The following is a 26,400-nucleotide window of genomic DNA, read 5'->3' as shown; positions in this document are numbered from 1 at the left end:
GACGGCCTGCCGTTCGGACTGGACGGAGGTCAGGCCAGCTCGACGTTGGCCAGGTCGATGCGGTTCTGGTCGTCCACGACCACGTTCTTGACGGTCTTGGTGTAGGCCGCCGAGGTCATGTAGGTGTAGACCGGGATGTACGGCAGGTCCTTGATCAGGATGTCGTCGGCCTGCTGGTACAGCTTCTGGCCGTCCTCCACCGACTTCGCCTGGTCGGCCTGGTCCAGCAGCGACTCGAACTGCTCGTTGACGTAGCCGCCGTAGTTCGAGCCGTTCTCGATCGCGACCTTCGAGAAGATCGGCCGCAGGTAGTTCTCCATGGACGGGTAGTCCATCTGCCAGGCCATCCGGAAGGCGCCGGAGAACTGCTTGTCGCCCAGCGCGTCCAGGATCTTGCCGAACTTCTCGAACGGCTTGAAGGTGACCTCGACGCCCAGGTTCTTCTTCAGCTGGTTGCCGACCGCCTCCATCCACTCCTTGTGGCCGCCGTCGGCGTTGTAGCCCAGCTCGATGGTGTTGTTCGGGACGCCGCCGACGGAGTCCCACAGCGCCTTGGCCTTGGCCGGGTCGTACTTCGCCGCGTCGCCCATGGCGCCCTTGCGGTAGCCCGGGATGATCGGGCTGATGAAGTCGTCGGCCGGGACGCGGGTGCCCGAGAAGATCGTCTTGGTGATCGCCTCGCGGTCGATCGCCATCGAGATCGCCTTGCGGACCTCCGGCTTGCCGTACGCCGTCGGGTTGGTCGCGATCGGGAAGCCGATGAAGCCGACGCCGGACTCCGGCTTGTAGATGTAGCGGTCACCGAATTCGCTCTTGACCGTGCCCATGGCCGAGATCGGGAGCTTGTTGGTGATCTGGATGTTGTTGGCCCGGAGGTCGTTGTAGGCTGTTTCCAGCTTGTCGTAAATCTTGAACGTGACGGAATCCAGCTTGGCCTTTCCGTCCGCCTCCGGGAAGTTCTCGTAGCGCTTGATCTTGATCTGCTGGTTGTGCTCCCACTTCCCGTCCATCTGGAACGGGCCATTGCCGATCGGGGACTCCTCGAAGCTCTTCTTGTCCTGGAAGAAGGCCTTCGGCAGCGGGTAGAAGGCGGTGTAACCCAGCATGACCTTGAACTGCGAGAACGGGGCGCTCAGCGTGACGGTGAAGGTCTTGTCGTCGATCACCTTCAGGCCCTTGAGCTTGTCGGTGGTCGGCTTCTTGTCCTTGCCCGGGGACAGTTCCTCGGAACCCTCGATCTTGGAGAAGAAGGGCAGGCCCTCGGCCGCGTTGTCCTGGTTGGCGCCCCAGTTCCACGCGTCGACGAAGGACTGCGCGGTGACCTTCTCGCCGTTGTGGAAGGTGTAGCCGTCCTTCAGCTTGATCGTCCAGACCTTGCTGTCGGGGGTCTCGATCGACTCCGCGACCCGCAGGCCGGGCTCGTTCGTCTTGCGGTCGTACTCGACCAGGCCGGCGAAGACCTGGGCCAGCACCTGGGCACCCTCGGACTCCGCGGTGTTCTGCGGGACCAGACCGTGCTGCGGCTCACCCGACTCGATGCTGATCGAGCCGCCCTTCTTGCCCGACGCGTTCGCCCCGTCCGAGGACTTCTTGCCGCTGCCGGTGGTGCACGCGGAGATCGCGAGCGCGGTGCACGCGGCCAGCGCGGTCCAGCGCATCGTCTTGGTGAGCCTCATTCAACTGCTCCTCGTTTTAGGGGCTTGGGAACGAACGGCGCCCCGCCAGTCGGTGTGCCGCACGGCGGGGGTCGACATCTCAGGGCCGATCCGCACAGCCGGCGAGGTGACCACTGATACGCGCAGAGCAACTATCGATCACCCGACCCCTTCGGTGGAATCGCCGTCACATCTCTTTTCAATTACAGGCCGGGATCAAGCCATGACAATGCTCGGCAAATTCCGCCAAATCGCGCGCGGAAGCGTCGGCTCCGCTTTCCGAATAGCGAACCGATAACACCGGTATTCGAATATTTACGAAGCGTAATGATCAATTTCGATGATCACTCGCCTCCGCCCGCCGGAATTCCCGCAGGTCGGCGGGTGGACAAAAAGGGAGCGCGCCCTCCAGAAGGAGGACGCGCTCCGCCGACGGGGCAGGGCCCCGCTGTCAACCGCTTTCCGACCGTTCGCTCGGGGTCGTCCCCCCGCGCTCGGCCGCGAAATGGCAGGCCGACTCGTGCGCGGCGAGCCCGGACAGCGTCGGCGGCACCGCCAGCAGCGGCACCTCGGTCGAGCACCGCTCCTGGGCCAGCCAGCAGCGGGTGCGGAAGCGGCAGCCGGACGGCGGGTTGGCCGGCGAGGGCACGTCCCCCGTCAGCACGATCCGGTCCCGGATCTCGCGCGCCGCCGGGTCCGGCACCGGCACCGCGGACAGCAGCGCCTGGGTGTACGGGTGGGTGGCGTGGTCGTAGATCTCCAGATCACTGCCGATCTCGACCATCTTGCCGAGGTACATCACGCCGACGCGGTCGGAGATGTGCCGGACGATCGAGAGGTCGTGGGCGATGAACATGTAGGAGAGGTTGAACTCCCCCTGGAGCTGCTCCAGCAGGTTGATCACCTGGGCCTGGACCGAGACGTCCAGCGCCGAGACCGGCTCGTCGCAGATGATCACCTCCGGCTTGAGGGCCAGGCCGCGGGCGATGCCGATGCGCTGGCGCTGACCGCCGGAGAACTGGTGCGGGTACCGGTTGATGTACTCCGGGTTCAGACCCACGACGTCCAGCAGGTCCTGGACCGCCTTGCGGCGGTCGCCCTTGGGCGCCACCTCGGGGTGGATCTCGAAGGGCTCGCCGATGATGTCGCCGACCGTCATGCGCGGGTTCAGCGAGGTGTACGGGTCCTGGAACACCATCTGGATGTTCCGGCGCACCGCCTTCAGCCCGGCCCCGGACAGCTTGGAGATCTCCTCGCCCTTGTACTTCACCGAGCCGGAGGTGGCCGGCTCCAGGTTCATCAGCACCTTGGCCAGCGTGGACTTGCCGCAGCCGGACTCACCGACGATGCCCAGCGTCTCGCCCTGCATCAGGTCGAAGGAGACCCCGTCGACCGCCTTCACCGCACCGACCTGCTTCTTGAACAGCACGCCCTTGGTGAGCGGGAAGTGCTTGATCAGGTCGCGGACTTCGAGGATCGGCTCGCCGCTCGCCACCTCCTGGGCGAAGGCGGCCTCCGCCGGCGAGTCGAGTGCGCCGGCCCCGTCAACGGTCATGGAGGGTCTCCTTCCAGAAGAAGCAGGCGCTGCCCCGCCCGGGCAGCTCGGTGCCGTCGTCCGCGGTGACCGGGAACAGCTCCGGCACCTCCTGCCGGCAGACGTCCTGGGCCCTGGGGCAGCGCGGGTTGAACGCGCAGCCCGGCGGGATCCGCAGCAGGTTGGGCGGCAGGCCCTTGATCGCGTACAGCTCCTGGCCCTTCTGGTCCAGGCGCGGGATCGAGTCCAGCAGTCCCCGGGTGTACGGATGGGCCGGGCGGGCGTACAGCTCGTGCACCGGGGCGGTCTCGACGATCCGGCCCGCGTACATCACCGCGATCTTGTCGGCGACGTCCGCGACCACGCCCAGGTCGTGGGTGATCAGGATCAGCCCCATGTGGAACTCGGCCTGCAGCTCCGCGAGCAGGTCCATCACCTGGGCCTGGACGGTGACGTCCAGCGCCGTGGTGGGCTCGTCCGCGATGATCAGGTCCGGCTCCAGCGCCAGTGCCATCGCGATCATGATGCGCTGGCGCATACCGCCGGAGAACTGGTGCGGATAGTCGTTGACCCGGTCCTTGGCGGCGGGGATGCGCACCCGCTCCATCAGCTCGACGGCCTTCTCCTTGGCCTCCTTGCGCGAGCTCTTGTGGTGGGCGCGGAACATCTCGCCGAGCTGGAAGCCCACGGTCAGTACCGGGTTCAGCGAGGACAGCGCGTCCTGGAAGATCATCGCGATCTTCTGGCCCCGGATCCGGCGCCGCCGCTCCTTGTCCATCCCCAGCATGTCCTCGCCGCGGAAGCGGATCTCGCCGCGGGGGATCCGGGCCGGCGGCATGTCGAGGATGCCCATGATCGCCTGCGCGGTCACCGACTTGCCCGAACCGGACTCGCCGAGCACCGCCAGCGTCTCCCCCGCCGCCACCGAGTAGCTCACCCCGTTGACGGCCTTGGCCACGCCGTCCCGGGTGACGAACTCGACGTGCAGGTCGCGGACGTCGAGCAACGGGCCCTCGTACGGTGCCTCCCGGCGGGAGGTGCCGGTGTCGACTGCTGTGGTCACGATGCGTCCCCTCGCTCAGCGAAGCTTCGGGTCGAGGGCGTCGCGCACCGCGTCGCCCAGCATGATGAAGGCCAGGACGGTGACGGAGAGCGCCGCGGCCGGGAAGAAGAGCACGTACGGCGCCGTCCGGATCACCTTCTGGGCCGAGGAGATGTCGATGCCCCAGGAGATGGTCGGGTCCTGGAGGCCGATGCCGAGGAAGCTCAGCGTCGCCTCGGTGGCGATGTAGCCGCCGAGCGCGATGGTCGCCACCACGATCACCGGGGCGACCGCGTTCGGCAGGATGTGCCGGACCATCAGCCGGCCGGTGCCGGCGCCGAGCGCCTTCCCGGCCATCACGTAGTCGGCCTGTTTGACGGTCAGTACCGCGCCGCGCATGACTCGGGCGATCTGGGTCCAGCCCAGCACGCCGAGCGCGAAGACCACGGTCCACACCGTGCGGGTGGAGAAGGCGTTCAGCAGGACCAGCGCGCCGAGCAGCAGCGGGATGCCGAAGAAGATGTCGATGATCCGGGAGAGCAGCGCGTCCACCGGGCCGCCGAAGTAGCCGGCCACCATGCCGCACAGCCCGCCGAGCAGGGTGACGATGGCGGTCACGAAGATGCCGACGGTGATCGAGGCCCGGGCGCCGTAGACGACCCGGGCGTAGATGGAGCGGCCCTGGCCGTCGTAGCCGAACCAGCCCGCGCCGAAGAAGTCGGTCCAGTCCGGCCGCTTCAGGTAGTCGTTGACCAGGTCGGCCTTGCGCGGATCGGCGTCGGTGAACGCCCCGGGGAAGATCGCCATCACGATCAGCAGCAGGATCAGCACCGCCGAGATCAGGAAGATCGGGCGCCGCCGGAGGTCCCGCCAGGCGTCGCCCCAGAGGCTCCGGGCCTGTTCCCGCTTCTCCGGGTCCGGCTCGACCAGGGTCTCCTGCTCGACCGCCATGCCCTGCTCGCCGGCGTAGTCCAGGTGGTCGACCCCCGGCTTGGGGTGCCGCTCGAAGGAGCTCTCGTCGTGGATGTCAGGCATAGCGGATCCTCGGGTCCAGGACCGCGTAGAGCAGGTCGACGACGAGGGAGGCCACCAGGTAGACGATCACCAGTACGGTGACGATGCCGACCACGGTGGGCCCCTCCTTCTGGTTGATCGCCCGGTACAGGACGTTGCCGATGCCCTGCACGTTGAAGATCCCCTCGGTCACGATCGCGCCGCCCATCAGCGCGCCGAGGTCGGTGCCGAGGAAGGTGACCACCGGGATCAGCGAGTTGCGCAGCAGGTGGCGGGTGACGATGGTGCGCCGGGGCAGGCCCTTGGCGACCGCCGTGCGCATGTAGTCGGCCCGCAGGTTCTCACCGATCGAGGTCCGGGTGAGCCGGGCGACGAACGCGAGCGACAGCGAGCCCAGCACGATGGCGGGGAGGAGCAGCTGCGAGAGGTCCGTGGAGTCCTGCACCGTCGGGGTGACCCAGCCCAGATTGGTGGCGAAGACCGTCTGGGCGATGTACGCCAGCACGAAGACCGGGATGGAGATCACCAGCAGGGTGAGCACCAGCACCAGGGTGTCCTGGATGCTGCCGCGCCTGAGGCCGGAGACCAGGCCGAGCAGCAGGCCGAAGACCAGCTCGAAGGCGAAGGCCATCAGGGCCATCCGGATGGTGACCGGGAAGGCGTCCGCCATGATGTCGCTGACCGGGCGGCCGGTGAAGCTGGTCCCGAAGTCCCCCTGGAAGAGGTTCCCCATGTAGTGCAGGTACTGCTTCCAGATCGGCTGGTCCAGGTAGTACTTGTGCTTGATGCTGGCCACCACGGCGGGGTCCGCGGCCTTGTCCCCGAACAGCGCCGAGACCGGGTCGCCCGGCAGTGTGTAGACCATCAGGAAGATCAGCAGCGTGGTGCCGAAGAACACCGGGATCATCTGCAGCACCCGCCGCAGCACATAACTGCCCATTCGAGCCTCCTTCCTAGGGATGTGATCGAGTGCCCGGGGCCCCGCCCTCCGTGCGGGAAGGGCGGGGCCTGCGCGGGGGAACTCGTCAGCCCTTGATCTCGACCTGGGTCCAGGCCGGGTTGCCGAAGGAGTCGAACTTCACGTTCTGGACCTTGGTGGAGTAGCCCGAATTGGTGCGGTAGTACCAGAGCGGGATGGCCGGCATGCCACTGGCCAGCACGGCCTCGGCCTGCTGGTAGCCGGTCACCGAGTCGGCCACGCTGGGGGCCTGGTCGGCCTGGGTGGAGAGCTGGTCGAACTGCGGGTTGCTGTAGCCGAAGTCGTTGGACGCGGCGCCGGTGCGGTAGACGTCGGCCAGGAAGTTGGCGTTCAGCGGGTAGTCCTGGACCCAGCCGGTGCGGAAGGCGCCGTTGATCTGGTGGCCGGTGATCGCCGCGCGGGCGGTCTTGAAGTCGGGCCTGGGGTCGCCCACGCAGTCCACGCCGGTGCTCTGCCGGATCGAGTTGCAGACCGCGTCGACCCACTCCTTGTGGCCGCCGTCGGCGTTGTAGGTGATGGTCAGCCGGTTGCCGGGGACGCCGCCGCCCTCGGTGACCAGCTGCTTGGCCTGGGCCGCGTTGAAGGTGCAGAACTGGCCGCACTGGCCGTCCTTGTAACCCTCGACGCCCTCGGCCACCCAGGCGGTGGCCGGCTTGCGCGAGCCCTGGAGCACCGTCTTGGTGATGGTGTCGCGGTCGATCGCCATCGACAGGCCCTGACGGACCTTCGCCTTGTCCGGGGAGGCCCAGTCGGCCTGGTAGAGCGTGAAGCCGATGTTCTGGATGGCACCCTGGGGCGCGTCGATGGCCCGGTCGCCCAGGTCGGTCTTGTAGGTGGCCAGGGCGGAGGGCGGCACCTGGTCCATCACGTCCAGGTTGTTGGACTGGAGGTCGGCGTAGGCGGCCTCGGCGGTGCTGTACATCTTGAAGACGACGCCGCCGTTCTTCGGCTTGTCCACGCCCTGGTAGTTCGCGAAGGCCTTGGTGGTCAGCTGCTGGTTGTGGTCCCAGCTGACGAACTGGTAGGGGCCGTTGCCGACCGGCTTCTGCCCGTACCCGGCGGGGTCGCTGAAGAAGGCGTCCGGCAGCGGGGAGAAGGCGATGTAGCCGAGCTTGTACTCGAAGTACGAGACCTTGCCGGTCAGCTTGACCGTGAAGTGCAGGTCGTCGACGACGGTGAGCCCGGACATCTTGTCGGCGGCCGGCTGGCCGCTCGCCGGGTGGACGTCCTGGTAGCCCTCGATGTCGGAGAACCAGGAGCTGTTGATCTGGTTGTTGGCGGTGGTCGCGGCCCAGTTCCAGGCGTCCACGAAGTTCTTGGCGTGCACCGGGGTGCCGTCGTGGAACGTCCAGCCGTCCTTCAGCGTGATGGTGAAGGTCTGCGAGTCACTGGTGTCGATCTTGTCCGCGACCTGCATCCGGATCTTCGCGTCCGAGGGGTCGTAGTCGACCAGCCCCTTGAAGAGGTTCTGGATGATGCGCCCGCCGCCGGTCTCGTTGGCGTTGGCCGGCTGCAGCGGATTCTGCGGCTCACTGCTCTGGTAACTGAAGGTCTTGGTGCTGTCCGACGAACCGCTGCTGCCGCCCCCGCCACTGCTGCTGCACCCGCTGGCCACCAGGGCCACGGACGTCGCTGCGGCGAGGACCCATCGAGCACGGGTGGCCACGGGCATGGATGTCCCTCCTCAAGGTGTGTGACGCATCACACCCCATGAGAAGCGCGGCACCGTGGCGGCGCGAGTCGGGTACCCCCGGACGGGTGCACGAACGCCCCGCCCGGTTGACGCCGCGTCCGGCCGGGCCGGGAAACGCCGGAGGGGCCCGTGCCGCGAACGGCTACGGGCCCCTCCGGGCGGGGTCGGACGCGGGATCAGGCCGCGACCGGCTCCCGGACGGCGGCGAAGTGGCACGCCGACTCGTGCTTGGCCGCACCGCTCAGCACCTCGGGCACCGCGAGCAGCGGGACCTCGGTCGAGCAGCGCTCCTCCGCCTTCCAGCAGCGGGTGCGGAAGCGGCAGCCGGACGGCGGGTTGGCCGGCGAGGGGATGTCACCGGTCAGGATGATCCGGTCCCGGGACTCGCGGGCCGACGGGTCCGGCACCGGCACCGCGGAGAGCAGCGCCTGGGTGTACGGGTGGGTGGCGTTCTCGTAGATCTCCTCGTCCGTGCCGATCTCGACCATCTTGCCGAGGTACATCACGCCGACGCGGTCGGAGATGTGCCGGACGATGGAGAGGTCGTGGGCGATGAACATGTAGGAGAGCTCGAAGTCGTTCTGCAGCTGCTCCAGCAGGTTGATCACCTGGGCCTGGACCGAGACGTCCAGCGCCGAGACCGGCTCGTCGCAGATGATGATCTCGGGCTTGAGGGCCAGGCCGCGGGCGATGCCGATGCGCTGGCGCTGACCGCCGGAGAACTGGTGCGGGTACCGGTTGATGTACTCCGGGTTCAGACCCACGACGTCCAGCAGGTCCTGGACCGCCTTGCGGCGGTCGCCCTTGGGCGCCACCTCGGGGTGGATCTCGAAGGGCTCGCCGATGATGTCGCCGACCGTCATGCGCGGGTTCAGCGAGGTGTACGGGTCCTGGAACACCATCTGGATGTTCCGGCGGACGGCCTTGAGGCCGGCACCGGACAGCTTGGAGATGTCCTCGCCCTTGAACAGGACCTGGCCGGAGGTGGCCCGCTCCAGGTTCATCAGCACCTTGGCCAGCGTGGACTTGCCGCAGCCGGACTCACCGACGATGCCCAGCGTCTCGCCCCGAGCCAGGTCGAAGGAGACGCCGTCGACGGCCTTGACGGCGCCGACCTGCTTCTTGAACAGGATGCCCTGGGTCAGCGGGTAGTGCTTGACCAGGTCCTTGACCTCCAGGATGGGCTCAGCCATGGAGGGTCTCCTTCCAGAGGTGGCACGCGCTGCGGCGGCCCGTGAGCTCCTTGCCGTCCTTGTCGCTCACCTGGTGCAGCTTCGGGATGTCCGTGCGGCACAGGTCGGTGGCGACGTCACAGCGGGGGTTGAACGCGCAGCCGGCCGGAACCTTGAGCAGGTTCGGGGGCAGGCCCTTGATCGCGTACAGCTCCTGGCCCTTCTGGTCCAGGCGCGGGATCGAGCGGAGCAGGCCCTTGGTGTACGGGTGCGCCGGGTTGGCGTACAGCTCGTGCACCGGGGCGGTCTCGACGATCCGTCCGGCGTACATCACAGCGATCTTGTCCGCGACGTCGGCGACCACGCCGAGGTCGTGGGTGATCAGGATCAGGCCCATGTTGTACTCGGCCTGGAGCTCCGCGAGCAGGTCCATCACCTGGGCCTGGACGGTGACGTCCAGGGCGGTGGTGGGCTCGTCCGCGATGATCAGGTCCGGCTCCATGGAGAGCGCCATGGCGATCATGATGCGCTGGCGCATACCGCCGGAGAACTGGTGCGGGTAGTCGCCGACGCGCTGCCTGGCGGCGGGGATGCGCACCCGCTCCATCAGCTCGATGGCCTTCTCCCGGGCCTCCTTCTTGGAGGAGCCGCGGTGCACCCGGAACATCTCGCCGAGCTGCGCGCCGACGGTCATCACCGGGTTCAGCGAGGACAGCGCGTCCTGGAAGATCATCGCGATCTTCTGGCCGCGGATCTGCCGGCGGTCCTCCTCCTTCATCGCGAGCATGTCCTGCCCGCGGAAGAGGATCTGGCCCTGGCTGATCTTGCCCGGCGGCATGTCGAGGATGCCCATGATGGTCTGGGCGGTCACCGACTTGCCGGAGCCCGACTCGCCGAGCACGGCCAGCGTCTCACCGGCGGCGACGGAGTAGTTGACTCCGTTCACGGCCTTGGCGACGCCGTCCCGAGTGTGGAACTCCACGTGGAGGTCCTTGACCTCCAGCAGCGGGGTGCCAACCTCCAGGCGGCCGTTCTTCTGGTTCTTCTCGATCACGGTGGTCATCGGGTCGTCACCTCTTCTCTCAGCGGAGCTTCGGGTCGAGGGCGTCGCGGACCGCGTCGCCGAGCATGATGAAGGCCAGTACGGTGACGCTCAGTACGGCCGACGGGAAGAGCAGGACGTGCGGCGCGTCGAGGAAGCGGACCGACGCGTCACTGATCATCAGGCCCCAGGAGATCTCCGGCGGCTGGACGCCGATGCCCAGGTAGGACAGGGCGGCCTCGGCGCCGATGTAGACACCCAGCGAGATCGCGGACACGACGATCACCGGCGCGATGGCGTTCGGCAGGATGTGCCGGAAGGTGATCCGGCCGGCGCCGGCGCCGAGCGCGCGGGCGGCCATCACGTAGTCGTTGTTCTTGTTGGCCAGCACCGAGGCGCGCATGATGCGGAAGATCTGCGGCCAGCCGAGCACGGTCATGACGACCGAGACGGTCCAGGCGTTGCCCTTGCCGAGCATCGACATGATCAGCATGCCGCCGAGCAGCAGCGGGATCGAGAAGAAGATCTCGGTGAAACGGGACAGGATCGAGTCGACGATCCCGCCCTTCCAGCCGGCCAGCAGGCCGAGGAGGGCACCGACCAGCGTGACCATCGAGGTCGTCAGGACACCGACGATGATCGAGTTGCGGGCACCCCACACCGTACGGGTGTAGATGTCGCAGCCCTGGACGTCGAAGCCGAACCAGTGCTCGGCGCTCGGGCGCTTCAGCGAGTCGGCCAGGTCGCACGCGTTGTTGTCGAACGGGCTCCCGTCCGTGAACCAGCCCGGCACGACGGCCAGGACGATCAGGAACGACACCAGCACTGCGCCGATGATGAAGACCGGGTTGCGGCGCAGGTCGCGCAGAGCGTCCGACCAGAGACTGGCGACGCGCTCCGGCTTCTGCTTCTTCTCCGGCGAGGACTTGGGGGTGTTGTCCCCGGAAGGGGCCTCGGCGCCCTTGGTGATGGTCTCACTCATAGCGGATCCTCGGGTCGAGCACGGCGTACAGCATGTCCACGAGCAGGGTGGTGACCAGGTAGATCATCACCAGCAGCGTGACGACGCCGACGATGATGGTGCCCTGCTTCTGGTACACGGCCTGGGCGAGCAGACCGCCGATGCCGTGAATGTTGAAGATCTTCTCGGTGATGACCGCGCCGCCCATCAGACCGCCGAGGTCGGCACCGAGGAAGGTGACGATCGGGATCAGCGCGTTGCGCAGGGCGTGCCGACCGATGACCCGGCGCTTCTTCAGACCCTTGGCGACCGCGGTGCGGACGTAGTCCGCGCGCATCGTCTCCATCAGGCTGGTGCGGGTCAGTCGGGCGACGTACGCGAGCGAGGTCGAGGCCAGCACGAAGGCCGGCAGCAGGTAGCCGCGCAGCCCGTCTTCCTCATTGAACGAGACGGAGAAGATCTCGATGCCGTAGTCGTTCTTCAACTTGACGCCGAGGACGAGCTGGAGCACGAAGCCGGTGACGAAGACCGGGATCGAGATCACGAACAGCGTGCTGATGAGGACCAGTTGGTCCAGGAACTTGCCCTTGCGAAGGGCCGCCATGACGCCCGCCAGCACACCGATGATCGCCTCGATGACAAAAGCCACGATGGCGAGGTTCACGGTGAACGGGAACGCCTCGCTGATCATGTCGCTCACCTGGCGACCGGTCAGGCTCTCACCCAGGTTCCCCTGGAAGACGCCCGTGATGTAGTTCCAGTACTGGAGCAGGAACGGGTCGTTCAGGTGGTACTTCTGGCGGATCATCTCCGCCACGATCGGGTCGGCCTTCTTCTCGCCGGCCAACGCCTGTACCGGGTCACCAGGCAGGCTGAAGCACAGCCAGTAGATCAGGAACGTCGCACCGATCAGAACAGGGATCGCCTGTATCAGTCGGCGGATCACATAGCGGCCCATCAGACCTCCACACTTTCGGACAAGGAAGGGAGGCGGGAGGACCCGGACTGTAGTCCGGTCCGCCCGCCCCCGATCGTCTGATTAACCGGATCAGCCGGCGAGCTCGACCTCGTCCAGGTTCATGCGACCCTGGGCGTCGGTGTCGAAGTTCTTGATCTTCTTGCTGTACGCCGCGGACGACATGTAGGTGTAGACCGGGATGTACGGCAGGTCCTGGATGAGGACGTCATCGGCCTGCTGGTACAGCTTCAGGCCCTCCTCCGGGCTCTTCGCCTGGTCGGCCTGGTCCAGCAGCGACTCGAACTTCTCGTTGACGTAGCCGCCGTAGTTCGAGCCGTTCTCGATCGCGACCTTCGAGAAGATCGGACGCTCGTAGTTCTCGATCGACGGGTAGTCCATCGACCACGCCATGCGGAAGGCACCGGAGTACTGCTTCTCGCCCAGCGCGTCCAGGATCTTGCCGAACTTCTCGAACGGCTTGGTGGTGACCTCGACGCCCAGGTTCTTCTTCAGCTGGTTGGCGACGGCCTCGATCCACTCCTTGTGGCCACCATCGGCGTTGTAACCCAGCTCGATGGTGTTGTTCGGGACGCCACCGACGGAGTCCCACAGCGCCTTGGCCTTGGTCGGGTCGTACTTCGCCGCGTCGCCCATGGCGCCCTTGCGGTAGCCCGGGATCAGCGGGTTGACGAAGTCGTCGGCCGGGACGCGGGTGCCCGAGAAGATCGTCTTGGTGATCGCCTCGCGGTCGATCGCCATCGAGATCGCCTTGCGGACCTCCGGCTTGCCGTAGGTCGCCGGGTTGGTGGCGATCGGGAAGCCGATGTAGCCGACGCCGGACTCCGGCTTGTAGATGTAGCGGTCGCCGAACTCGCCCTTGACCGTGCCCATGGCCGAGATCGGGAGCTTGTCGGTCGCCTGGATGTTGTCGGCGCGCAGGTCGTTGTACGCCGTCTCCAGCTTGTCGTAGATCTTGAAGGTCACGCCCTGCAGCTTCGCCTTGCCGTCGGAGGCCGGGAAGTTGTCATAGCGCTTGATCTTGATCTGCTGGTTGTGCTCCCACTTGCCGTCCATCTGGAACGGGCCGTTGCCGATGGGGGCCTCTTCGAAGGTCTTCTTGTCCTGGAAGAAGGCCTTCGGCAGCGGGTAGAACGCGTTGTAGCCCAGCATGGTCTTGAACTGGGAGAACGGGGCGCTCAGCGCGACGGTGAAGGTCTTGTCGTCGACGACCGTCAGGCCCTTGAGCTTGTCGGTGGCCGGCTTCTTGTCCTTGCCCGGGGCCAGGTCCTCGGAGCCCTCGATCTTGGCGAAGAACGGCAGGCCCTCGGCCGCGTTGTCCTGGTTGGCGCCCCAGTTCCACGCGTCCACGAAGGACTGCGCGGTGACCTTCTCACCGTTGTGGAAGGTGTAGCCGTCCTTCAGCTTGATCGTCCACAGCTTGCTGTCGGGCGACTCGATCGACTCGGCGACGCGCAGCTTCGGCTCGTTGGTCTTGGTGTCGTACTCGATCAGGCCGGCGAACAGTGCGCCGAGCACCTCGGCACCCTCGGACTCCGCGGTGTTCTGCGGGATCAGACCGTGCTGCGGCTCACCGAGCTGGACGGCGATGGTGCCGCCGCCGGAGGCAGCCTTGTCGGTGCTCTTCGAGCTGGTGCTGCAGGCGGTCGCCGCGAGAGCGATCGCGGTCGCTGCCACGAGCCACTTGGTCTGGGTTGCACCACGCATGGGGGGATGCCTCCTGAATTCGACTTTCCAACGAGGAGAGCACCGCGGTCGGTTGTTACCAGGTCCGCTGTGCCGTCCGCGCTCGTGGTTTCGGCGCGCACCCCTGCGCGTTAACCCTTGACCCGAGCCTGACTGCACCAACTATGTGTCACCCATGGACACGAAAGTGACCACTGCCGATCTCAATTAGGTCACATGAACGGTCGGTAAGTTTCGAAAATCGGACATAAGAGACATACTCAGACAGGCATCAAACGGACAGTCGTCATGAATGACGGACTGTCACGTTCGCTCAGCGGACACCTTGACGTGGTAAGCGCTATTCGGTTTATACCTGTGCCGGCACCGTCGAGTTGTTGAAAAAGTTCGCCCCCCTCTCCATCGGAAAGGGGGGCGACGGTTTCCGGCCGAAGCACGGCCGGAGAAGCTCAGAAGGCCGGAATCAGGCCTTCTTGGCGCGCGAAGCGGTACGCCCGCGCTCCTTCTGGTCCAGGACGACCTTACGGATACGCACGGTCTCCGGGGTCACCTCGATGCACTCGTCCTCGCGGCAGAACTCCAGCGACTGCTCCAGCGAGAGCTTGCGCGGCGGCACCAGGTTCTCGGTGGTGTCGGAGGAAGCGGCACGCATGTTGGTGAGCTTCTTCTCCTTCGTGATGTTGATGTCCATGTCGTCCTGACGCGAGTTCTCGCCGACGATCATGCCCTCGTACACCTCGGTGGTGGGCTCGACGAAGAGCGTGCCGCGCTCCTGGATGCCCATCATCGCGAACGGCGTCACGACGCCCGCGCGGTCCGCCACCAGCGAACCGTTGTTGCGCATCCGCAGCTCGCCGAACCACGGCTCGTGGCCCTCGAAGATGCTGTGCGCGATGCCGGTGCCGCGGGTGTCGGTCAGGAACTGGGTCCGGAAGCCGATCAGGCCGCGCGACGGGACGATGAACTCCATCCGGACCCAGCCGGAGCCGTGGTTCGTCATGGTCTCCATACGGCCCTTGCGGGTCGCCATCAGCTGGGTGATGGCGCCGAGGTACTCCTCGGGGCTGTCGATGGTCATCCGCTCGACCGGCTCGTGGGTCTTGCCGTTGATGACCTTGGTGACGACCTGCGGCTTGCCGACGGTCAGCTCGAAGAGCTCCCGGCGCATGGTCTCGACCAGGATGGCCAGCGCCAGCTCGCCGCGGCCCTGGACCTCCCAGGCGTCCGGACGCTCGGTCGGCAGCACGCGGAGCGAGACGTTACCGATCAGCTCGCGGTCCAGGCGGTCCTTCACCATGCGGGCGGTGACCTTGTGGCCCTTGCCGCCCTTGCCGACCAGCGGCGAGGTGTTGGTGCCGATGACCATCGAGATGGCCGGCTCGTCCACCGTGATGAGCGGCAGCGCGACCGGGTTCTCCAGGTCGGCCAGGGTCTCGCCGATCATGATCTCCGGGATGCCCGCGACGGCGCAGATGTCGCCGGGGCCGGCCACCTCGGCCGGCTTGCGGGTGAGCGCCTCGGTCATCAGCAGCTCGGTGATCTTGACCTGCTGGACCGAGCCGTCCCGCTTCATCCACGCGACCTGCTGGCCCTTGCGCAGCTCGCCCTGCTCGACGCGGCAGAGCGCGATGCGGCCGAGGAAGTTGTCGGCGTCCAGGTTGGTGACGTGCGCCTGGAGCGGGGCGTCCTCGTCGTAGATCGGGGCCGGCACGTGCTGCAGGATGGTCGAGAAGAACGGCTCCAGCGAGTCGCTGTCGGGCGGCACGGTGCCGTTCTCCGGCTTGGTCATCGAGGCGACGCCGTCACGCGCGCAGGCGTAGACGATCGGGAACTCGATCTGGTCCTCGGTGGCGTCGAGGTCCAGGAAGAGGTCGTAGGTCTCGTTGATGACCTCGTCGATCCGGGAGTCCGGGCGGTCGGTCTTGTTGATACAGAGGATGACCGGCAGCTTGGCCGTCAGCGCCTTGCGGAGCACGAAGCGGGTCTGCGGCAGCGGGCCCTCGGAGGCGTCGACGAGCAGCACGACCGCGTCGACCATCGACAGGCCGCGCTCGACCTCACCACCGAAGTCGGCGTGGCCGGGGGTGTCGATGATGTTGATCGTGATCGGCGCGCCACCCTCCTTGGGGTGGTACTTGACGGCGGTGTTCTTCGCGAGAATGGTGATGCCCTTCTCGCGCTCCAGGTCGTTGGAGTCCATCATCCGGTCGTCGAGGTGCTGGTGGGCGGCGAAGGCGCCGGCCTGCTTCAGCATGGCGTCGACCAGGGTGGTCTTGCCGTGGTCGACGTGAGCGACGATGGCAACGTTGCGGATGTCATTGCGCGTGGGCATGCTGAGCGGATTCTCCCGGAATCGTGGGTTACGGCGCCCGGCTGCGTGACGCCGACCGGCGATCCCTGTTGATCGCCGCCGCCCGTTCCGCCTGCTACTACCGGTCCACCCGCCGGGCAGGACATGCCACGGCTTCCTCCTATCGTACGGGGAACCGCCCAGCTCGACCGAAACGGGAGCCGTCCGGGGGAGCAAGATCACAAGTCGGTGGCTCTCCGGCCACCGGGTTCCGGGCCCCGGTCAACCCGCCGACCAGCCGATGTCCCGCAGCTGCGGACGGGTGAAGCCCCAGACCCCGGCGCCGGTGAGGCCGTCGCGGACGGCCACCAGTTCGGGGCGCTGGAACAGCGGTACCGAGTGGCCGAGCTGCCAGATCCGCACATCCGTCTCCTGGAGCAGGGCCCGGCGGGCGGCCGGGTCGGGCTCGGCGGCGGCGCGGTCGAAGAGCCGGTCGATCTCCTCGGTACCGGCCCGGGCGTAGTTGCTGCCGGGCACCGGGGTGCCGTCCGGGCCGGGGCGGGGCTTGGCGTAGACGGGCCGCTGCTCGCCGGCCGGGCCGGGGCCGGCCGGCCAGGAGAACAGCGCGAGGTCGAAGTCCCCGGTGGCCAGGTGGTCGCGGACGAAGGCGTCCGGCGGGGCCTCGGCCACCCGGACGGCCGCCCCGGCCGTGCCCAGGTCCGCCGCCACCGCGTCGGCCGCCCGCCGGAGGGTCGCCGAGCCGGCCGGGACCAGCAGGGTGAGGGCCAGCGGGTGGCCGTCCCTGGCCCGGGTGCCGCCGTCGGCGGGCCGCCGCCAGCCCGCCGCGTCCAGCATCCGCCCGGGGTCGGCGGTGCCCAGCGCGTCGGCGTTGTCCCGGTAGCCGGCCTGGTCGCCGGTCAGCAGGTGGTGACCGAGGGGTGCGGCGGGCAGGCCGAGCGGGGTGAGCGCGGCGTCGGCGGCGTGCCGCCGGTCGACGGCGCGGGCCAGGGCGCGGCGCAGCGCCGGGTCGGTGAGCGGTCCGCGGGCGGCGTTGAGGGTCAGCTGGGCGAGGCCGGTCCCGGCGGCCCGGTGCAGGGTGGTGCCGGGCAGGGCGCCGGCCCGGCGGACCGCCTCGGCGGCGTCCGCGCCGGCGCGGTCGACGGCGGTGGTGAGCGGGGCGACATCCAGCGTGCCCTCGGCCAGCTCGGGGCCGCGCCGTTCGGCGGGGGTGGCCAGGAAGTCGATCCGGTCGGCCTTGGCCGGCTCGCCCCACCAGTTCGGGTCGCGGACCAGGGTGGCCCGGCCGGCGGCCGGGTCGTAGCCGGACACCCGGAAGGGGCCGGCCGTCGGGTGGGCGGCGCCGCCGGCCAGCGGGCGGCCGAAGGCGGCGGCGGTGGCGGTCTCGGCGGCGGGGTAGAGCGGGTCGAACAGGGCGCGCCACTCGCCGTAGGGCTGCCGGAAGGTCACCTTCACCTCGCGCGGGTCGGCGCCCTGGACGATCGAGTCGATGTCCGCGTACCCGGCGGGCCGGACGGCGCTGTAGGCGGGGTCCAGTCCGGAGAGCGCGGCCCGCTGGGCGACGAAGTCGGCGGCGGAGAGCGGGGTGCCGTCGCTCCAGACGGCGCGCGGGGCGAGGTGGTAGGTGACCACCTGGGGCAGCTGTCCGGGCGGGGTGGCCTCGGCGGCGGTCAGGTAGTCCTCGTCGGGGGTCCACTCGCCGTGCGCGTCCGGCCGGAACAGCGCCGGGTAGAGGGCGTGCGCCAGCAGCGCGGAGTCGGCGGTGGCGGCGGGCTGGTAGACGTTCAGGGTGGCCGGTACGGCGTCGACGGCCCAGCGCAGGGCGCCGCCGTCGCGGACGGCGGCCCGGTCGGGCGGGCGGACGTCGCCGGTGACGACGGCGGGCGCGGGCGGCGCGGGGTCGGGGGTCCGGGCGGTGCGGGCGGCCGGGCCGGGACCGCCGAGGCAGCCGGAGGTGGCACCGAGGGCGAGCAGCAGCGCGGCGGCTGCGACGGGGAGGCGGGCGCGCATGGCGGCCATGGAACGCCGCCGCCCGGCTCCCGGCGGCGGCGACACGGCGGCCGACCGGGTTCGGCACCCGATCGGCGGTACGGCCGCCCGGGCCCGGGCGGCCCCGCTAGAGCCCCAGCTCGAACCAGACGATCTTGCCCTTGGGGGTGCGCCGGCTGCCCCAGCGCTCCGCGAGCAGGCTGACCAGCTGCAGGCCGCGCCCGCCCTCGTCGGTCTCGTGGGCGCGCCGCTGCCGGGGCTGGGCGTAGCCGTCGTCCCAGACCTCGCAGACCATGGTCCGGTCGCGCAGCAGCCGCAGCCGGATCTCGCCCCGGCCGTGCCGCAGCGCGTTGGTGACCAGTTCGCTGACCAGCAGCTCGGTGGTGTCGACCAGGTCGTCCAGGCCCCGGGCGAGCAGCCAGCTGCACGCGGCCTCGCGGGCCTTGGCGACCGAGGTGGGCTCGGGCGGCAGGAACCACTGGCCGACGGCGTCCGCGGGGAAGGCGTGCACCCTGGCCATCAGCAGGGCGATGTCGTCCTCGCCGTGGTGCGGGTTGAGCTCGCCGAGGACGTGGTCGCAGAGGTCCTCCAGGCCCTTGCCCTCGGCGGAGAGCGCGGTGCGGAAGGCCTTCAGGCCCTCGTCCAGCTGGTGCTTGCGGCTCTCCACCAGGCCGTCGGTGTAGAGGCCGAGCACGGCGCCGTCCGGCAGGGTCAGCTCGACCTCCTCGAAGGGCTCGCCGCCGACGCCGAGCGGCAGGCCGGGCGGCACGTCCAGCATCCGGGCGCTCTCGCCGGGGCTGAGCAGCACCGGCGGGAGGTGGCCGGCGTTGGCGAAGACGCAGCGCCGGGTGACGGCGTCGAAGACGGCGTAGACGCAGGTCGCCAGGTAGACCTCGCGGGCCTCCTCGTCGGCGGTGGAGGTGAGCCGTCCGTACGGGGTCGACCGGGCGGCCGGGGCGGTGTCGTCGCCGAGGCCGCGGGCGATCTCGTCCAGGGCGGTGAGCACCTCGGCCGGGTCGAGGTCGAGCATGGCGAGGGTGCGGACGGCGGTGCGCAGCTGGCCCATGGCGACGGCGGCGCGCAGGCCCCGGCCCATGACGTCGCCGATGACCAGGGCGGTGCGGTTGCCGGGCAGCGGGATGACGTCGAACCAGTCGCCGCCGACCTCGGTGTTGTTGTTGCTGGGCAGGTAGCGGCAGGCGATCTCCAGGCCGCTGGCGGCCGGGTTGCCCGGGGGCAGCAGGCTGCGCTGGAGGATCAGCGCGCGCTCGTGCTCGCGGCGGTAGAGCCGGGCGTTGTCGATGCAGACGGCGGCGCGGGCGACGAGCTCCTCGGCGATGGCGACGTCACGGGCGTCGAAGGGTTCGCTGCCGATCGCCCGGGAGAGCTGGACCAGGCCGAGCACCTGGTCGCGGGCGACCAGCGGGACGATCAGGGTGGAGCGCAGCAGCGGGTCCGGTCCGGGCTCGGGGACGACGCTGCGGCCGGTGCGCAGGGCGCGGGCGTGCGGGGAGCGGCGGGGGTAGCAGAGGGTGCCGCCGGCCTCGGCGATGGGCAGGCCGGTGACCGAGCCGAGCACCGAGGAGGCGCCGCCGACCACGCTGGAGACGGCGACCCGGCGCAGTTCGCCGCTGCCGTCGGTGAGCACGGTGTCGCCGAGCCGGCCGGCGCTGGGCACGGTCTCGCCGGAGAGCAGGGCGGTGTACAGGTCGACGGTGGCGAGGTCGCAGAACGGCGGGACGACGACGTCCAGCAGTTCCTTGGCGGTGGTCTCCAGGTCGAGGGTGGAGCCGATGTGGGCGCTGGCCTCGTTGAGCAGCGCGAGGTTGCGGCGGACGCCGTCGGCCTCGCGCTCGGCGACGTGCCGGCTGGTGACGTCGGAGACCTGTCCGGCGACACCCATCGGCTGGCCGGCGGCGCCGTTGAGGCGGTAGAGCGAGACGGCCCAGAGCCGGTTGCCCTCGCGGGTCGGCACGGCGGCGTGGAAGCGCAGGTCGAAGACGGGCTCGCCGCTGGCGAGGACCTTGCGCAGGGCGGCGGTGAGGCGGTCGGCCTCGGCGCCGGGGAAGATGTCGTGCGGGGTGAGGCCCTCCAGGTCGGTGGGCGCCAGGCCCATTCCGGAGGCGAAGGCGTCGTTGACCCGCTGGAGGCGGAGCCGGTCGTCGAAGAGGACGAAGCCGGTCGGAGTCTGGCCGAAAACCGCCTCCGACGCGGCCAGATCCGTCTCGATCCGGCGGAGCCGGCCGAGGTCGACCGCGAGACAGGTGGCGCCGGCGGTGGGCAGCGCGCTGTCCGGCATCAGGTAGAGCTCGGCGAGGCCCTCGCCGCCGTCGGCGTGCCGGTACGGGGCGGTGCCGACCCATTCCTCGCCGGCGAGGGTGCGCTCCAGCCTGGTCCGGCCGCGCTGCCAGAGCTCGCGCGGCACGAAGGTGGTCACCGGATCGGCGCCGACCGCCTCGACGGCGGTGACGCCGAAGAACTCGGCGGCCCGCTCGCTCCACTGGCTGATCCGGCCGTCCGGGCCGATGGCGAAGGTGGCGACCCGGATGTAGTCGTAGATCGAGCCCGGATCCCCAGCGCCCCAGCGCTGCCCCTCGGCGGCCGGGCGCGCGGCCCGGACGGGGGCGGGCGACCGGTGGGCGGGGGCCGGCACGTGTTGGGCACCGGCCTGCCCGGGTACAGCGGCATGACCGCTGCTGCTCGGCGCATTGCGCGCCGGGGTGCTGTTCAACGGACCGACCCCTCCAAACCCGCGACCGTCCGGATGTCGAGAAGACCGAGTATTCATCATCGAGGGGTACGTTCACACGCCCTCAACATCACAACATCAGATCGGGCGAAGGTTTTTGTCCTACCGCCCGCGCAACCACAATGCCACGCTCGCGCCCCCTACCGGGGCGCGCGCTCCCCCGAGGCCCTCCGGTGGCATATGCAGGGCGTTCTACTCCGCGCCCGGAGTGCCGGGCAGCGCCTGCTCGAACCAGACCACCTTGCCCATCCCCTCGGCCCTGGCGCCCCAGTGCAGGGCCAGCCGGGCGACGAGCTCCAGCCCGCGCCCGCCCTCGTCCGCCTCGGCCGCGTGCCGCTCCCGGGGCGGGTCCGGCAACGGGTCGGAGATCTCCACCAGGAGCGTCTCGCCGAGCGTCAGCCGCACCCCGATCGGCGCGCTCGCGTACCGGACGGCGTTCGTGACCAGCTCGCTGACCAACAGCTCGGCGGTGTCGGTGAGCTGCTCGACGCCCCACTCGGCCAGCGTCGCGCGGACCAGTCGGCGGGCCCGGGAGACGGCGGTCGGCTCGGCGGGCAGGGTCCAGCCCGCCGTCGGGGTGCCGGCCTGCCCGTGGCCGAGCCGGGCCAGCAGCAGCGCCACGTCGTCCGGCTCCCGGCCCTGCTCCATGGTGCCGAGCACCGCCTCGCAGGCCGCCTGGATCGACGCGTACGGCTCCTGGAGCACGGTGACCAGCCGGCCGAGGCCCACGTCCAGGTCCTTGTCCCGGGACTCCACCAGGCCGTCGGTGCACAGCGCCAGCAGGCTGCCCTCGGGGATCTTCAGCTCGACCGACTCGAACGGGACCCCGCCGACCCCGAGCGGGGCGCCCGAGGGCAGTTCCAGGATCCGGCCGGCGCCGCCGGGCAGCGGACCGCCGGTCCGGGTCGGCCCGTCCGACTCCTCCCCCGGCACCACCAGCACCGGCGGGATGTGGCCGGCCTTGGCGACGGTCAGGGTCGCGGTGGCCGGGTCGAACACCGCGTACACGCAGGTGGCCAGCAGGGCCTCGTCCGGCCCCTGGGCGAGGTCGTCGGCCAGCTCGTGGACGTGCCGCAGCAGCACGTCCGGCGGCAGGTCCAGGGCGGCCAGCACCCGGACGGCGGTGCGCAGCCGCCCCATCGTCGCGGCGGCCCGCAGACCGTGCCCCATCACGTCGCCGACCACCAGCGCGGTGCGGTCGCCGGGCAGCGGGATGACGTCGAACCAGTCGCCGCCGACCTCGGTGCCGCTGCTGCCGGGCACGTACCGGTACGCGACCTCGACGCCGGTGGGCTGCGGCACCTGCTGCGGCAGCAGGGTGCGCTGGAGGGTGAGGGCGGCGGTGCGCTCCCGGGCGTAGAGCCGGGCGTTGTCCAGCGAGGAGCCCGCCCGGTCCGCCAGCTCGACGGTGAACGCCAGGTCGTCCCGGTCGAAGCCCTCGCGGTAGCCGGCCCGGCTGACCAGCAGCAGTCCGATCACGATGCCCCGCGCCCGCAGCGGCACCACCAGCATCGAGTGCACGCCCAGGTCGTACGCCGCCTGCATCTTCGGGTCGCCGGCGTAGGTGATGTCGCTCAGCTGGTCGGCGCCCGAGAGCAGCTCGGGGACGCCGGTGCGCAGCACCCGGCCGCAGGCGGAGTCCTCGGCGAAGGTGATCCGGGCGCCGCGCCGCAGCATCACCTCGACCTCGGGGCCGTCCTGCACGGAGGCCGTGCCGAGCTGGAGCAGCGAGGTGCGGCGGTCGTGGCCGTGCCGGGGCAGATCGTCACCGTGCGCGACGGCCTGGAGCAGGATCACGGCCGCGTGGTCGGTCAGCCTGGGAACCACCGCACTGGCCAGCTCCTGCGCGATCCGGGAGGCGTCCAGCAGGTCACCGACCCGGGAGCCGAACTCGTTCAGCAGCGACAGCCGGCGCCGGGCGTGCTCGACCTTGGCCACCGCGCGATAACGCTCGGTCACGTCCATCACGGTGCCGGAGATGCCGAGGACCCGCCCGGAGCGGTCGGTCATCCGGCTGTAGGAGATCGAGCGGTACCCGGAGCGGGCGGTGACCGGCGAGGCGAGCGTGACGTCGATGACCGGCTCGCCGGTGGCCAGTACCTGGCGCTGGATCGCGGTGATCTCGTCGGCGGCGCGCTCGGGCAGGGTCTCGCCGGTGGTGCGGCCGACGTGGTCCTCCGGGGCGGCGCCGTTCATCTCGGCGAGGGTCCGGTTGACGGCCGTGTAGCGCAGCTCCGTATCGAGGATCGCGATGCCCAGCGGGGACTGCTCGAAGAGCGCGTCCCGCACCGCGAGGTCGCGCTCCACCGCCCGGACGGCCGCCGCCTCGGCCAGGTTGACCTGCAGGAACGGGTTGCCGTCGCCGTCGACGAGGAGCGAGATCCGGGCGTCCACCAGCACCGGGACGCCCTCCCGGTCGCGCAGCTCGGCCGGGCCGGACCAGCGGCCGTGCCGCAGGGTGTCCTGGATCGCGGCCCGGATCCGGAGCACCTGGTCCTCGTCGGGGATCAGCTCGTCGATCCGGCGGCCGACCAGCAGTTCGTTGGGCCAGCCGAGCAGTTCCTCGGCGGCCGGGCTCCAGAGCGTCACGCGGCCGGCCGTGTCGAGGATCGCGATGGCCACCTTGACCACGTCGAAGAGGCTGCCGCCGGCCGTCCCGCCGGGGCCGGGGGCGGAGCCGGGGCCGGCCGTCTCCGGGACGGCGCGCGGCCCACCGGGGAACGGTCTTCCCGGGCGGCCCCGGGCGCCGGCCCGGTCGGCCGGGTCGGCCGCCGCCGGGGACTGCGCGGGCCGGACCGCGGGCGGGTGCACGCCCCCGGTGCCGCCCCTGGTGGCCGCCGTCGCGCGGTCCGCGCCGCGGCGCAGCCGGGCGCGGGCGGCGGCGCTCCCCCCGGTGCCCGCCCGGCGTGCTCCCCCGCCGCCGTTCCCGGTCCTCGACACCGACGCGGCCTCCGGCTCTGCTCGGGATCGGCGTCGCCGGCTGGGGCGGCTCACCGATGGTGACGAATGGTGCCGAAAAGTGACATACCCAGCAGGACCAAGGCTATCCCGCCCGGCGCGTCGGCCTTTCGGATTGCCGGGGCAGCACGCCACGCGTCGCGCCTCGGGGCACGCCGCGCGGCAGGGCCGGAAGGCGGAGGCGGGCCCAGGAGGCGACCCTCAGGTGGCGGTGAGGAGGCGGGCGACCTCGGGCAGGACCTCGCGGTCGTGGTCCAGCCAGTCGACCTCGGCCAGCTCACCGGCTCCGAGCCAGCGCAGCTCGTCGTGCTCCTGGAGCGGGAGCGGGTCGCCGGAGAGCAGTTCGGCCGCCCAGAGCCGCAGCTCAAGACCGGGCCGCACCAGCCACGCACCGGGCAGCCGGGTGAGCGCCCGGGCCCGGACGCCCAGCTCCTCCATCAGCTCGCGCTCCAGCGCCTCGGTCTCGGTCTCACCGGGTTCGGCCTTGCCGCCCGGGAACTCCCAGCGCCCCGCCACCTCGGCGGGCGTGCTGCGCCGCGCGGCGAGCACCCGCCCCCGGTGGATCAGCGCGCCGCCGACGACGATCCGGTTCTCCCCCGCGGGGTCCATGGCCTTGTCCATGGACCCCGACCCTACGGCGTGCGGTTCGGGCGTGCGGTTCAGGCGTGCGGCCCGCGTGCCCGGGAGTCCCCGGCGGGCTCCGCCTCGACCCAGTACAGCTGCTTGTGGCCGCGCGCCTCGAACTCGGCCGCGAGCCGTTCCGCCGCCTCCCGTTCGATCCCCCCGACGACCCGGAAGCGCTGACCGTTGTCGTCCTGCCGCATCACCCGAAAGGTGTCCATGCGCCCAGGCTAGGACCCGTGCGTGCCGATGTGGAGGGGCCCCGGCCCCGGCCCGCGTGGGGGTCGGGTCGGGGCGGGGCTGCACGGGACACTACGCCCCGTTCGCTACCGGCCGGTACGGGGGCTGTTAACAGCCGGTTAGGCGGTGGTCGGACCAGCCTCCTCCGGAGCCGGCGCCGGAGCCGGAGCCGGGCTCAGGCCCGGATGTCCGAGGCCTGCTCGCCGGTCGACAGCCCCAGCGCGCGCCGGATGTCCACGGCCAGCCTGCCGCTCTTGACGGACAGCGCGTCCGCCTTGCCGACCTCGCGCTCCAGGGCGTCGGGGTCCATGGTCTTGGCCGCGGTGTCCCAGGCGTTGGCGGCGTCCAGCTTGAGCGCGCCCAGCTCGATCAGCTTGGGCCTGGCGGCCTCCGGCCAGTCGGTCCCGTTGGCCGACAGCTCGGCGACCTCCTTGCGGCAGGCCGCGGCCATCGACTTCGCCCACTCGCGGTACTTGGCGGGCGCCACGTCGACGTCCAGGTCCGGTTCGGCGAGCAGCGCCTTGTTGTAGGCGAGCACCGCGTCCAGGTAGGCGCGCTGGGCCTGGGTGATCTTGGTCCGGTCGGTGCGGACGCTGCCGGTGTGCGGCCGCTGCTCGTCCTGGAAGGTGCAGGTCACCCGGTGGTCGCCGGTCGTCCAGCCGCGGACGCTCGGGTAGTAGTAGTACCCCTCCATCCCCTCGGGGACGAGCCAGGAGTCGAGCGCGTACTCGTCCCGCACCGGGCCGCAGAGCTTCTCGGCACCGTCACCGAACTCCTTCCGGCTGGGGTACTGGCCGTCCTGGCCGGGGAGGACGACGGTGCCGGCGACCTCGGCGTGGTGCGGCGCGGTGCAGGGCACCACCCGGACCCAGTAGACGCTGGTGGACCCGGGGTCCCCGCTGAGCGGCGGCTGGTCGAAGCAGTCGCCGACCCGCAGGTCGTTGACGGCCACCGAGCCCTTCGGCCCGTGCCGGGAGTCGGCGTACCGCTCCTCGTCGAAGCCGAGCGCGGCCAGCCCGATGAACGCGATCAGGGAGACGATCAGCGACAGGACGCCGACGACCAGGCCGGAGACCGCCAGGCCGCGGCCCTTCTCATTGCGCCGGGGTATCTGGACCAGCGCGACCACCGCGAAGACGAGCGCCAGCGGCCACAGGCAGAACAGGGAGGTGACCAGCGCGGCGATCGCGAAGCCGTTGGTGCGGGTGGGGGCGGCCGGGTAGGGGAAGCCGGGCTGGAAGCCGCTCTGGGAGGCGGGGGTGACGGCGGCCCAGCCGGTCGGCTGCGGCGCGGCCGGGTCGGCCGGGTCCGGGACGCGCGGCGGCGGCACGTCGGCGGGGGCCGCCCAGGGATCGGCGGCGGGCGGCACCGGGCCGGCGGCGGGAGCCTCGGCCGAGGTGGCCGCGACGGACGGGAACGGCGGAGCCGCCGGGGCGGGGGCCGTCCACGGTGCGGCGGCCGGCTCGGGCGCGCCGACAGGGGCCTGCTCGGACGTGGGCCCGGTGGCCGGCCCCGACTCGGGCGTGGGCCCGGTGGCCGGCCCGGGCGTGGGCGCCGGGACGGCAGCGGCGTCGGACTCGGGCGTGGGCGCCGGAACGACGGCAGCGTCGGACTCGGGCTTGGACACGTGCGATCTCCCCCGGCCCGCGGGCGGCGGGCGGCAACTCGGCAGGACGACCCGGGGTGCCCGCGGACGAAGCCCGGTGGCCCGTCGGGTACGGGAACAGGCGCGCGACTCTACCGGATCAGGTGGAACACCCACCCGCGTTTTCCCGCCCCAC

Annotated in this window: 18 protein-coding genes; all 18 read right to left on the bottom strand. The window is 70.4% G+C overall.

Translation table 11 applies throughout. The features are described 5' to 3' along the window. Positions 1-29: 29 nt before the first annotated feature. The 18 genes from OG715_RS25805 to OG715_RS25720 all read right to left on the bottom strand — a co-directional run bounded on the left by OG715_RS25805 (position 30) and on the right by OG715_RS25720 (position 26,246). Positions 30-1,676: a peptide ABC transporter substrate-binding protein gene (locus OG715_RS25805; protein ID WP_266271313.1), complete on the bottom strand. Its 1,647-nt coding sequence runs from the start codon at positions 1,674-1,676 to the stop codon at positions 30-32. A gap of 430 nt (positions 1,677-2,106) precedes the next feature. Beyond that, positions 2,107-3,210 carry an ABC transporter ATP-binding protein gene (locus tag OG715_RS25800; protein WP_266271312.1) on the bottom strand — a complete coding sequence of 368 codons (1,104 nt, stop codon included), beginning with the start codon at positions 3,208-3,210 and terminating at the stop codon, positions 2,107-2,109. Then, positions 3,200-4,252 carry an ABC transporter ATP-binding protein gene (locus tag OG715_RS25795; RefSeq protein ID WP_266271311.1) on the bottom strand — a complete coding sequence of 351 codons (1,053 nt, stop codon included), beginning with the start codon at positions 4,250-4,252 and terminating at the stop codon, positions 3,200-3,202. Before OG715_RS25795 ends, OG715_RS25800 begins: the two co-directional genes overlap by 11 nt. Before the next feature lie 15 nt (positions 4,253-4,267). Next, positions 4,268-5,266: an ABC transporter permease gene (locus tag OG715_RS25790; protein ID WP_407661020.1), complete on the bottom strand. Its 999-nt coding sequence runs from the start codon at positions 5,264-5,266 to the stop codon at positions 4,268-4,270. After that, positions 5,259-6,185 carry an ABC transporter permease gene (locus OG715_RS25785; protein ID WP_266271310.1) on the bottom strand — a complete coding sequence of 309 codons (927 nt, stop codon included), beginning with the start codon at positions 6,183-6,185 and terminating at the stop codon, positions 5,259-5,261. The genes OG715_RS25790 and OG715_RS25785 overlap by 8 nt, the downstream gene beginning before the upstream one ends. A gap of 85 nt (positions 6,186-6,270) precedes the next feature. Then, the gene (locus OG715_RS25780) at positions 6,271-7,896 is read right to left on the bottom strand and encodes a peptide ABC transporter substrate-binding protein (protein ID WP_266271309.1); all 1,626 of its coding nucleotides are present in this window, start codon (positions 7,894-7,896) and stop codon (positions 6,271-6,273) included. Positions 7,897-8,093: 197 nt separating this feature from the next. Continuing rightward, a complete protein-coding gene (locus OG715_RS25775; protein WP_266271308.1) occupies positions 8,094-9,110 on the bottom strand; it encodes an ABC transporter ATP-binding protein in 1,017 nt (338 codons plus the stop codon). Further along, a complete protein-coding gene (locus tag OG715_RS25770; protein WP_266271307.1) occupies positions 9,103-10,152 on the bottom strand; it encodes an ABC transporter ATP-binding protein in 1,050 nt (349 codons plus the stop codon). The genes OG715_RS25775 and OG715_RS25770 overlap by 8 nt, the downstream gene beginning before the upstream one ends. Positions 10,153-10,171: 19 nt before the next feature. Then, positions 10,172-11,113 (bottom strand): ABC transporter permease, encoded by a 942-nt coding sequence (locus OG715_RS25765; protein WP_266271306.1) that lies wholly within the window; start codon positions 11,111-11,113, stop codon positions 10,172-10,174. After that, a complete protein-coding gene (locus OG715_RS25760) occupies positions 11,106-12,050 on the bottom strand; it encodes an ABC transporter permease (protein WP_093860689.1) in 945 nt (314 codons plus the stop codon). Before OG715_RS25760 ends, OG715_RS25765 begins: the two co-directional genes overlap by 8 nt. Before the next feature lie 90 nt (positions 12,051-12,140). After that, positions 12,141-13,775: a peptide ABC transporter substrate-binding protein gene (locus tag OG715_RS25755; protein WP_266271305.1), complete on the bottom strand. Its 1,635-nt coding sequence runs from the start codon at positions 13,773-13,775 to the stop codon at positions 12,141-12,143. A gap of 442 nt (positions 13,776-14,217) precedes the next feature. Then, entirely contained in the window at positions 14,218-16,086 is a 1,869-nt protein-coding gene (gene typA, locus OG715_RS25750; protein WP_266271304.1) for a translational GTPase TypA, read from the bottom strand. Between the two features lie 240 nt (positions 16,087-16,326). Further along, positions 16,327-18,072 carry an ABC transporter family substrate-binding protein gene (locus OG715_RS25745; protein WP_266271302.1) on the bottom strand — a complete coding sequence of 582 codons (1,746 nt, stop codon included), beginning with the start codon at positions 18,070-18,072 and terminating at the stop codon, positions 16,327-16,329. A gap of 106 nt (positions 18,073-18,178) precedes the next feature. Next, a complete protein-coding gene (locus OG715_RS25740) occupies positions 18,179-20,782 on the bottom strand; it encodes a SpoIIE family protein phosphatase (protein ID WP_407661019.1) in 2,604 nt (867 codons plus the stop codon). A gap of 210 nt (positions 20,783-20,992) precedes the next feature. Next, entirely contained in the window at positions 20,993-23,740 is a 2,748-nt protein-coding gene (locus OG715_RS25735; RefSeq protein ID WP_266271301.1) for a SpoIIE family protein phosphatase, read from the bottom strand. 219 nt (positions 23,741-23,959) lie between these two features. Continuing rightward, entirely contained in the window at positions 23,960-24,379 is a 420-nt protein-coding gene (locus OG715_RS25730) for a (deoxy)nucleoside triphosphate pyrophosphohydrolase (RefSeq protein WP_266271300.1), read from the bottom strand. 38 nt (positions 24,380-24,417) lie between these two features. After that, positions 24,418-24,600 carry an SPOR domain-containing protein gene (locus OG715_RS25725; protein WP_266271299.1) on the bottom strand — a complete coding sequence of 61 codons (183 nt, stop codon included), beginning with the start codon at positions 24,598-24,600 and terminating at the stop codon, positions 24,418-24,420. Positions 24,601-24,794: 194 nt separating this feature from the next. After that, the gene (locus OG715_RS25720; protein WP_266271298.1) at positions 24,795-26,246 is read right to left on the bottom strand and encodes a DUF4190 domain-containing protein; all 1,452 of its coding nucleotides are present in this window, start codon (positions 26,244-26,246) and stop codon (positions 24,795-24,797) included. Positions 26,247-26,400: the final 154 nt, after the last annotated feature.

The organism is Kitasatospora purpeofusca (genome assembly GCF_036010405.1).
Classification (GTDB): domain Bacteria; phylum Actinomycetota; class Actinomycetes; order Streptomycetales; family Streptomycetaceae; genus Kitasatospora; species Kitasatospora purpeofusca.
The sequence above is the reverse complement of the archived record's forward strand: the minus strand, read 5'-3'. Positions and strand labels throughout refer to the sequence as shown.

Excerpts from the sequence above, each read along its gene's own strand:
- OG715_RS25805 (WP_266271313.1), bottom strand. The coding sequence starts at position 1,676 with ATGAGGCTCACCAAGACGATGCGCTGGACCGCGCTGGCCGCGTGCACC.
- OG715_RS25800 (WP_266271312.1), bottom strand. The coding sequence starts at position 3,210 with ATGACCGTTGACGGGGCCGGCGCACTCGACTCGCCGGCGGAGGCCGCC.
- OG715_RS25790 (WP_407661020.1), bottom strand. The coding sequence starts at position 5,266 with ATGCCTGACATCCACGACGAGAGCTCCTTCGAGCGGCACCCCAAGCCG.
- OG715_RS25785 (WP_266271310.1), bottom strand. The coding sequence starts at position 6,185 with ATGGGCAGTTATGTGCTGCGGCGGGTGCTGCAGATGATCCCGGTGTTC.
- OG715_RS25780 (WP_266271309.1), bottom strand. The coding sequence starts at position 7,896 with ATGCCCGTGGCCACCCGTGCTCGATGGGTCCTCGCCGCAGCGACGTCC.
- OG715_RS25775 (WP_266271308.1), bottom strand. The coding sequence starts at position 9,110 with ATGGCTGAGCCCATCCTGGAGGTCAAGGACCTGGTCAAGCACTACCCG.
- OG715_RS25770 (WP_266271307.1), bottom strand. The coding sequence starts at position 10,152 with ATGACCACCGTGATCGAGAAGAACCAGAAGAACGGCCGCCTGGAGGTT.
- OG715_RS25765 (WP_266271306.1), bottom strand. The coding sequence starts at position 11,113 with ATGAGTGAGACCATCACCAAGGGCGCCGAGGCCCCTTCCGGGGACAAC.
- OG715_RS25760 (WP_093860689.1), bottom strand. The coding sequence starts at position 12,050 with ATGGGCCGCTATGTGATCCGCCGACTGATACAGGCGATCCCTGTTCTG.
- OG715_RS25755 (WP_266271305.1), bottom strand. The coding sequence starts at position 13,775 with ATGCGTGGTGCAACCCAGACCAAGTGGCTCGTGGCAGCGACCGCGATC.
- typA (WP_266271304.1), bottom strand. The coding sequence starts at position 16,086 with ATGCCCACGCGCAATGACATCCGCAACGTTGCCATCGTCGCTCACGTC.
- OG715_RS25745 (WP_266271302.1), bottom strand. The coding sequence starts at position 18,072 with ATGCGCGCCCGCCTCCCCGTCGCAGCCGCCGCGCTGCTGCTCGCCCTC.
- OG715_RS25730 (WP_266271300.1), bottom strand. The coding sequence starts at position 24,379 with ATGGACAAGGCCATGGACCCCGCGGGGGAGAACCGGATCGTCGTCGGC.
- OG715_RS25725 (WP_266271299.1), bottom strand. The coding sequence starts at position 24,600 with ATGGACACCTTTCGGGTGATGCGGCAGGACGACAACGGTCAGCGCTTC.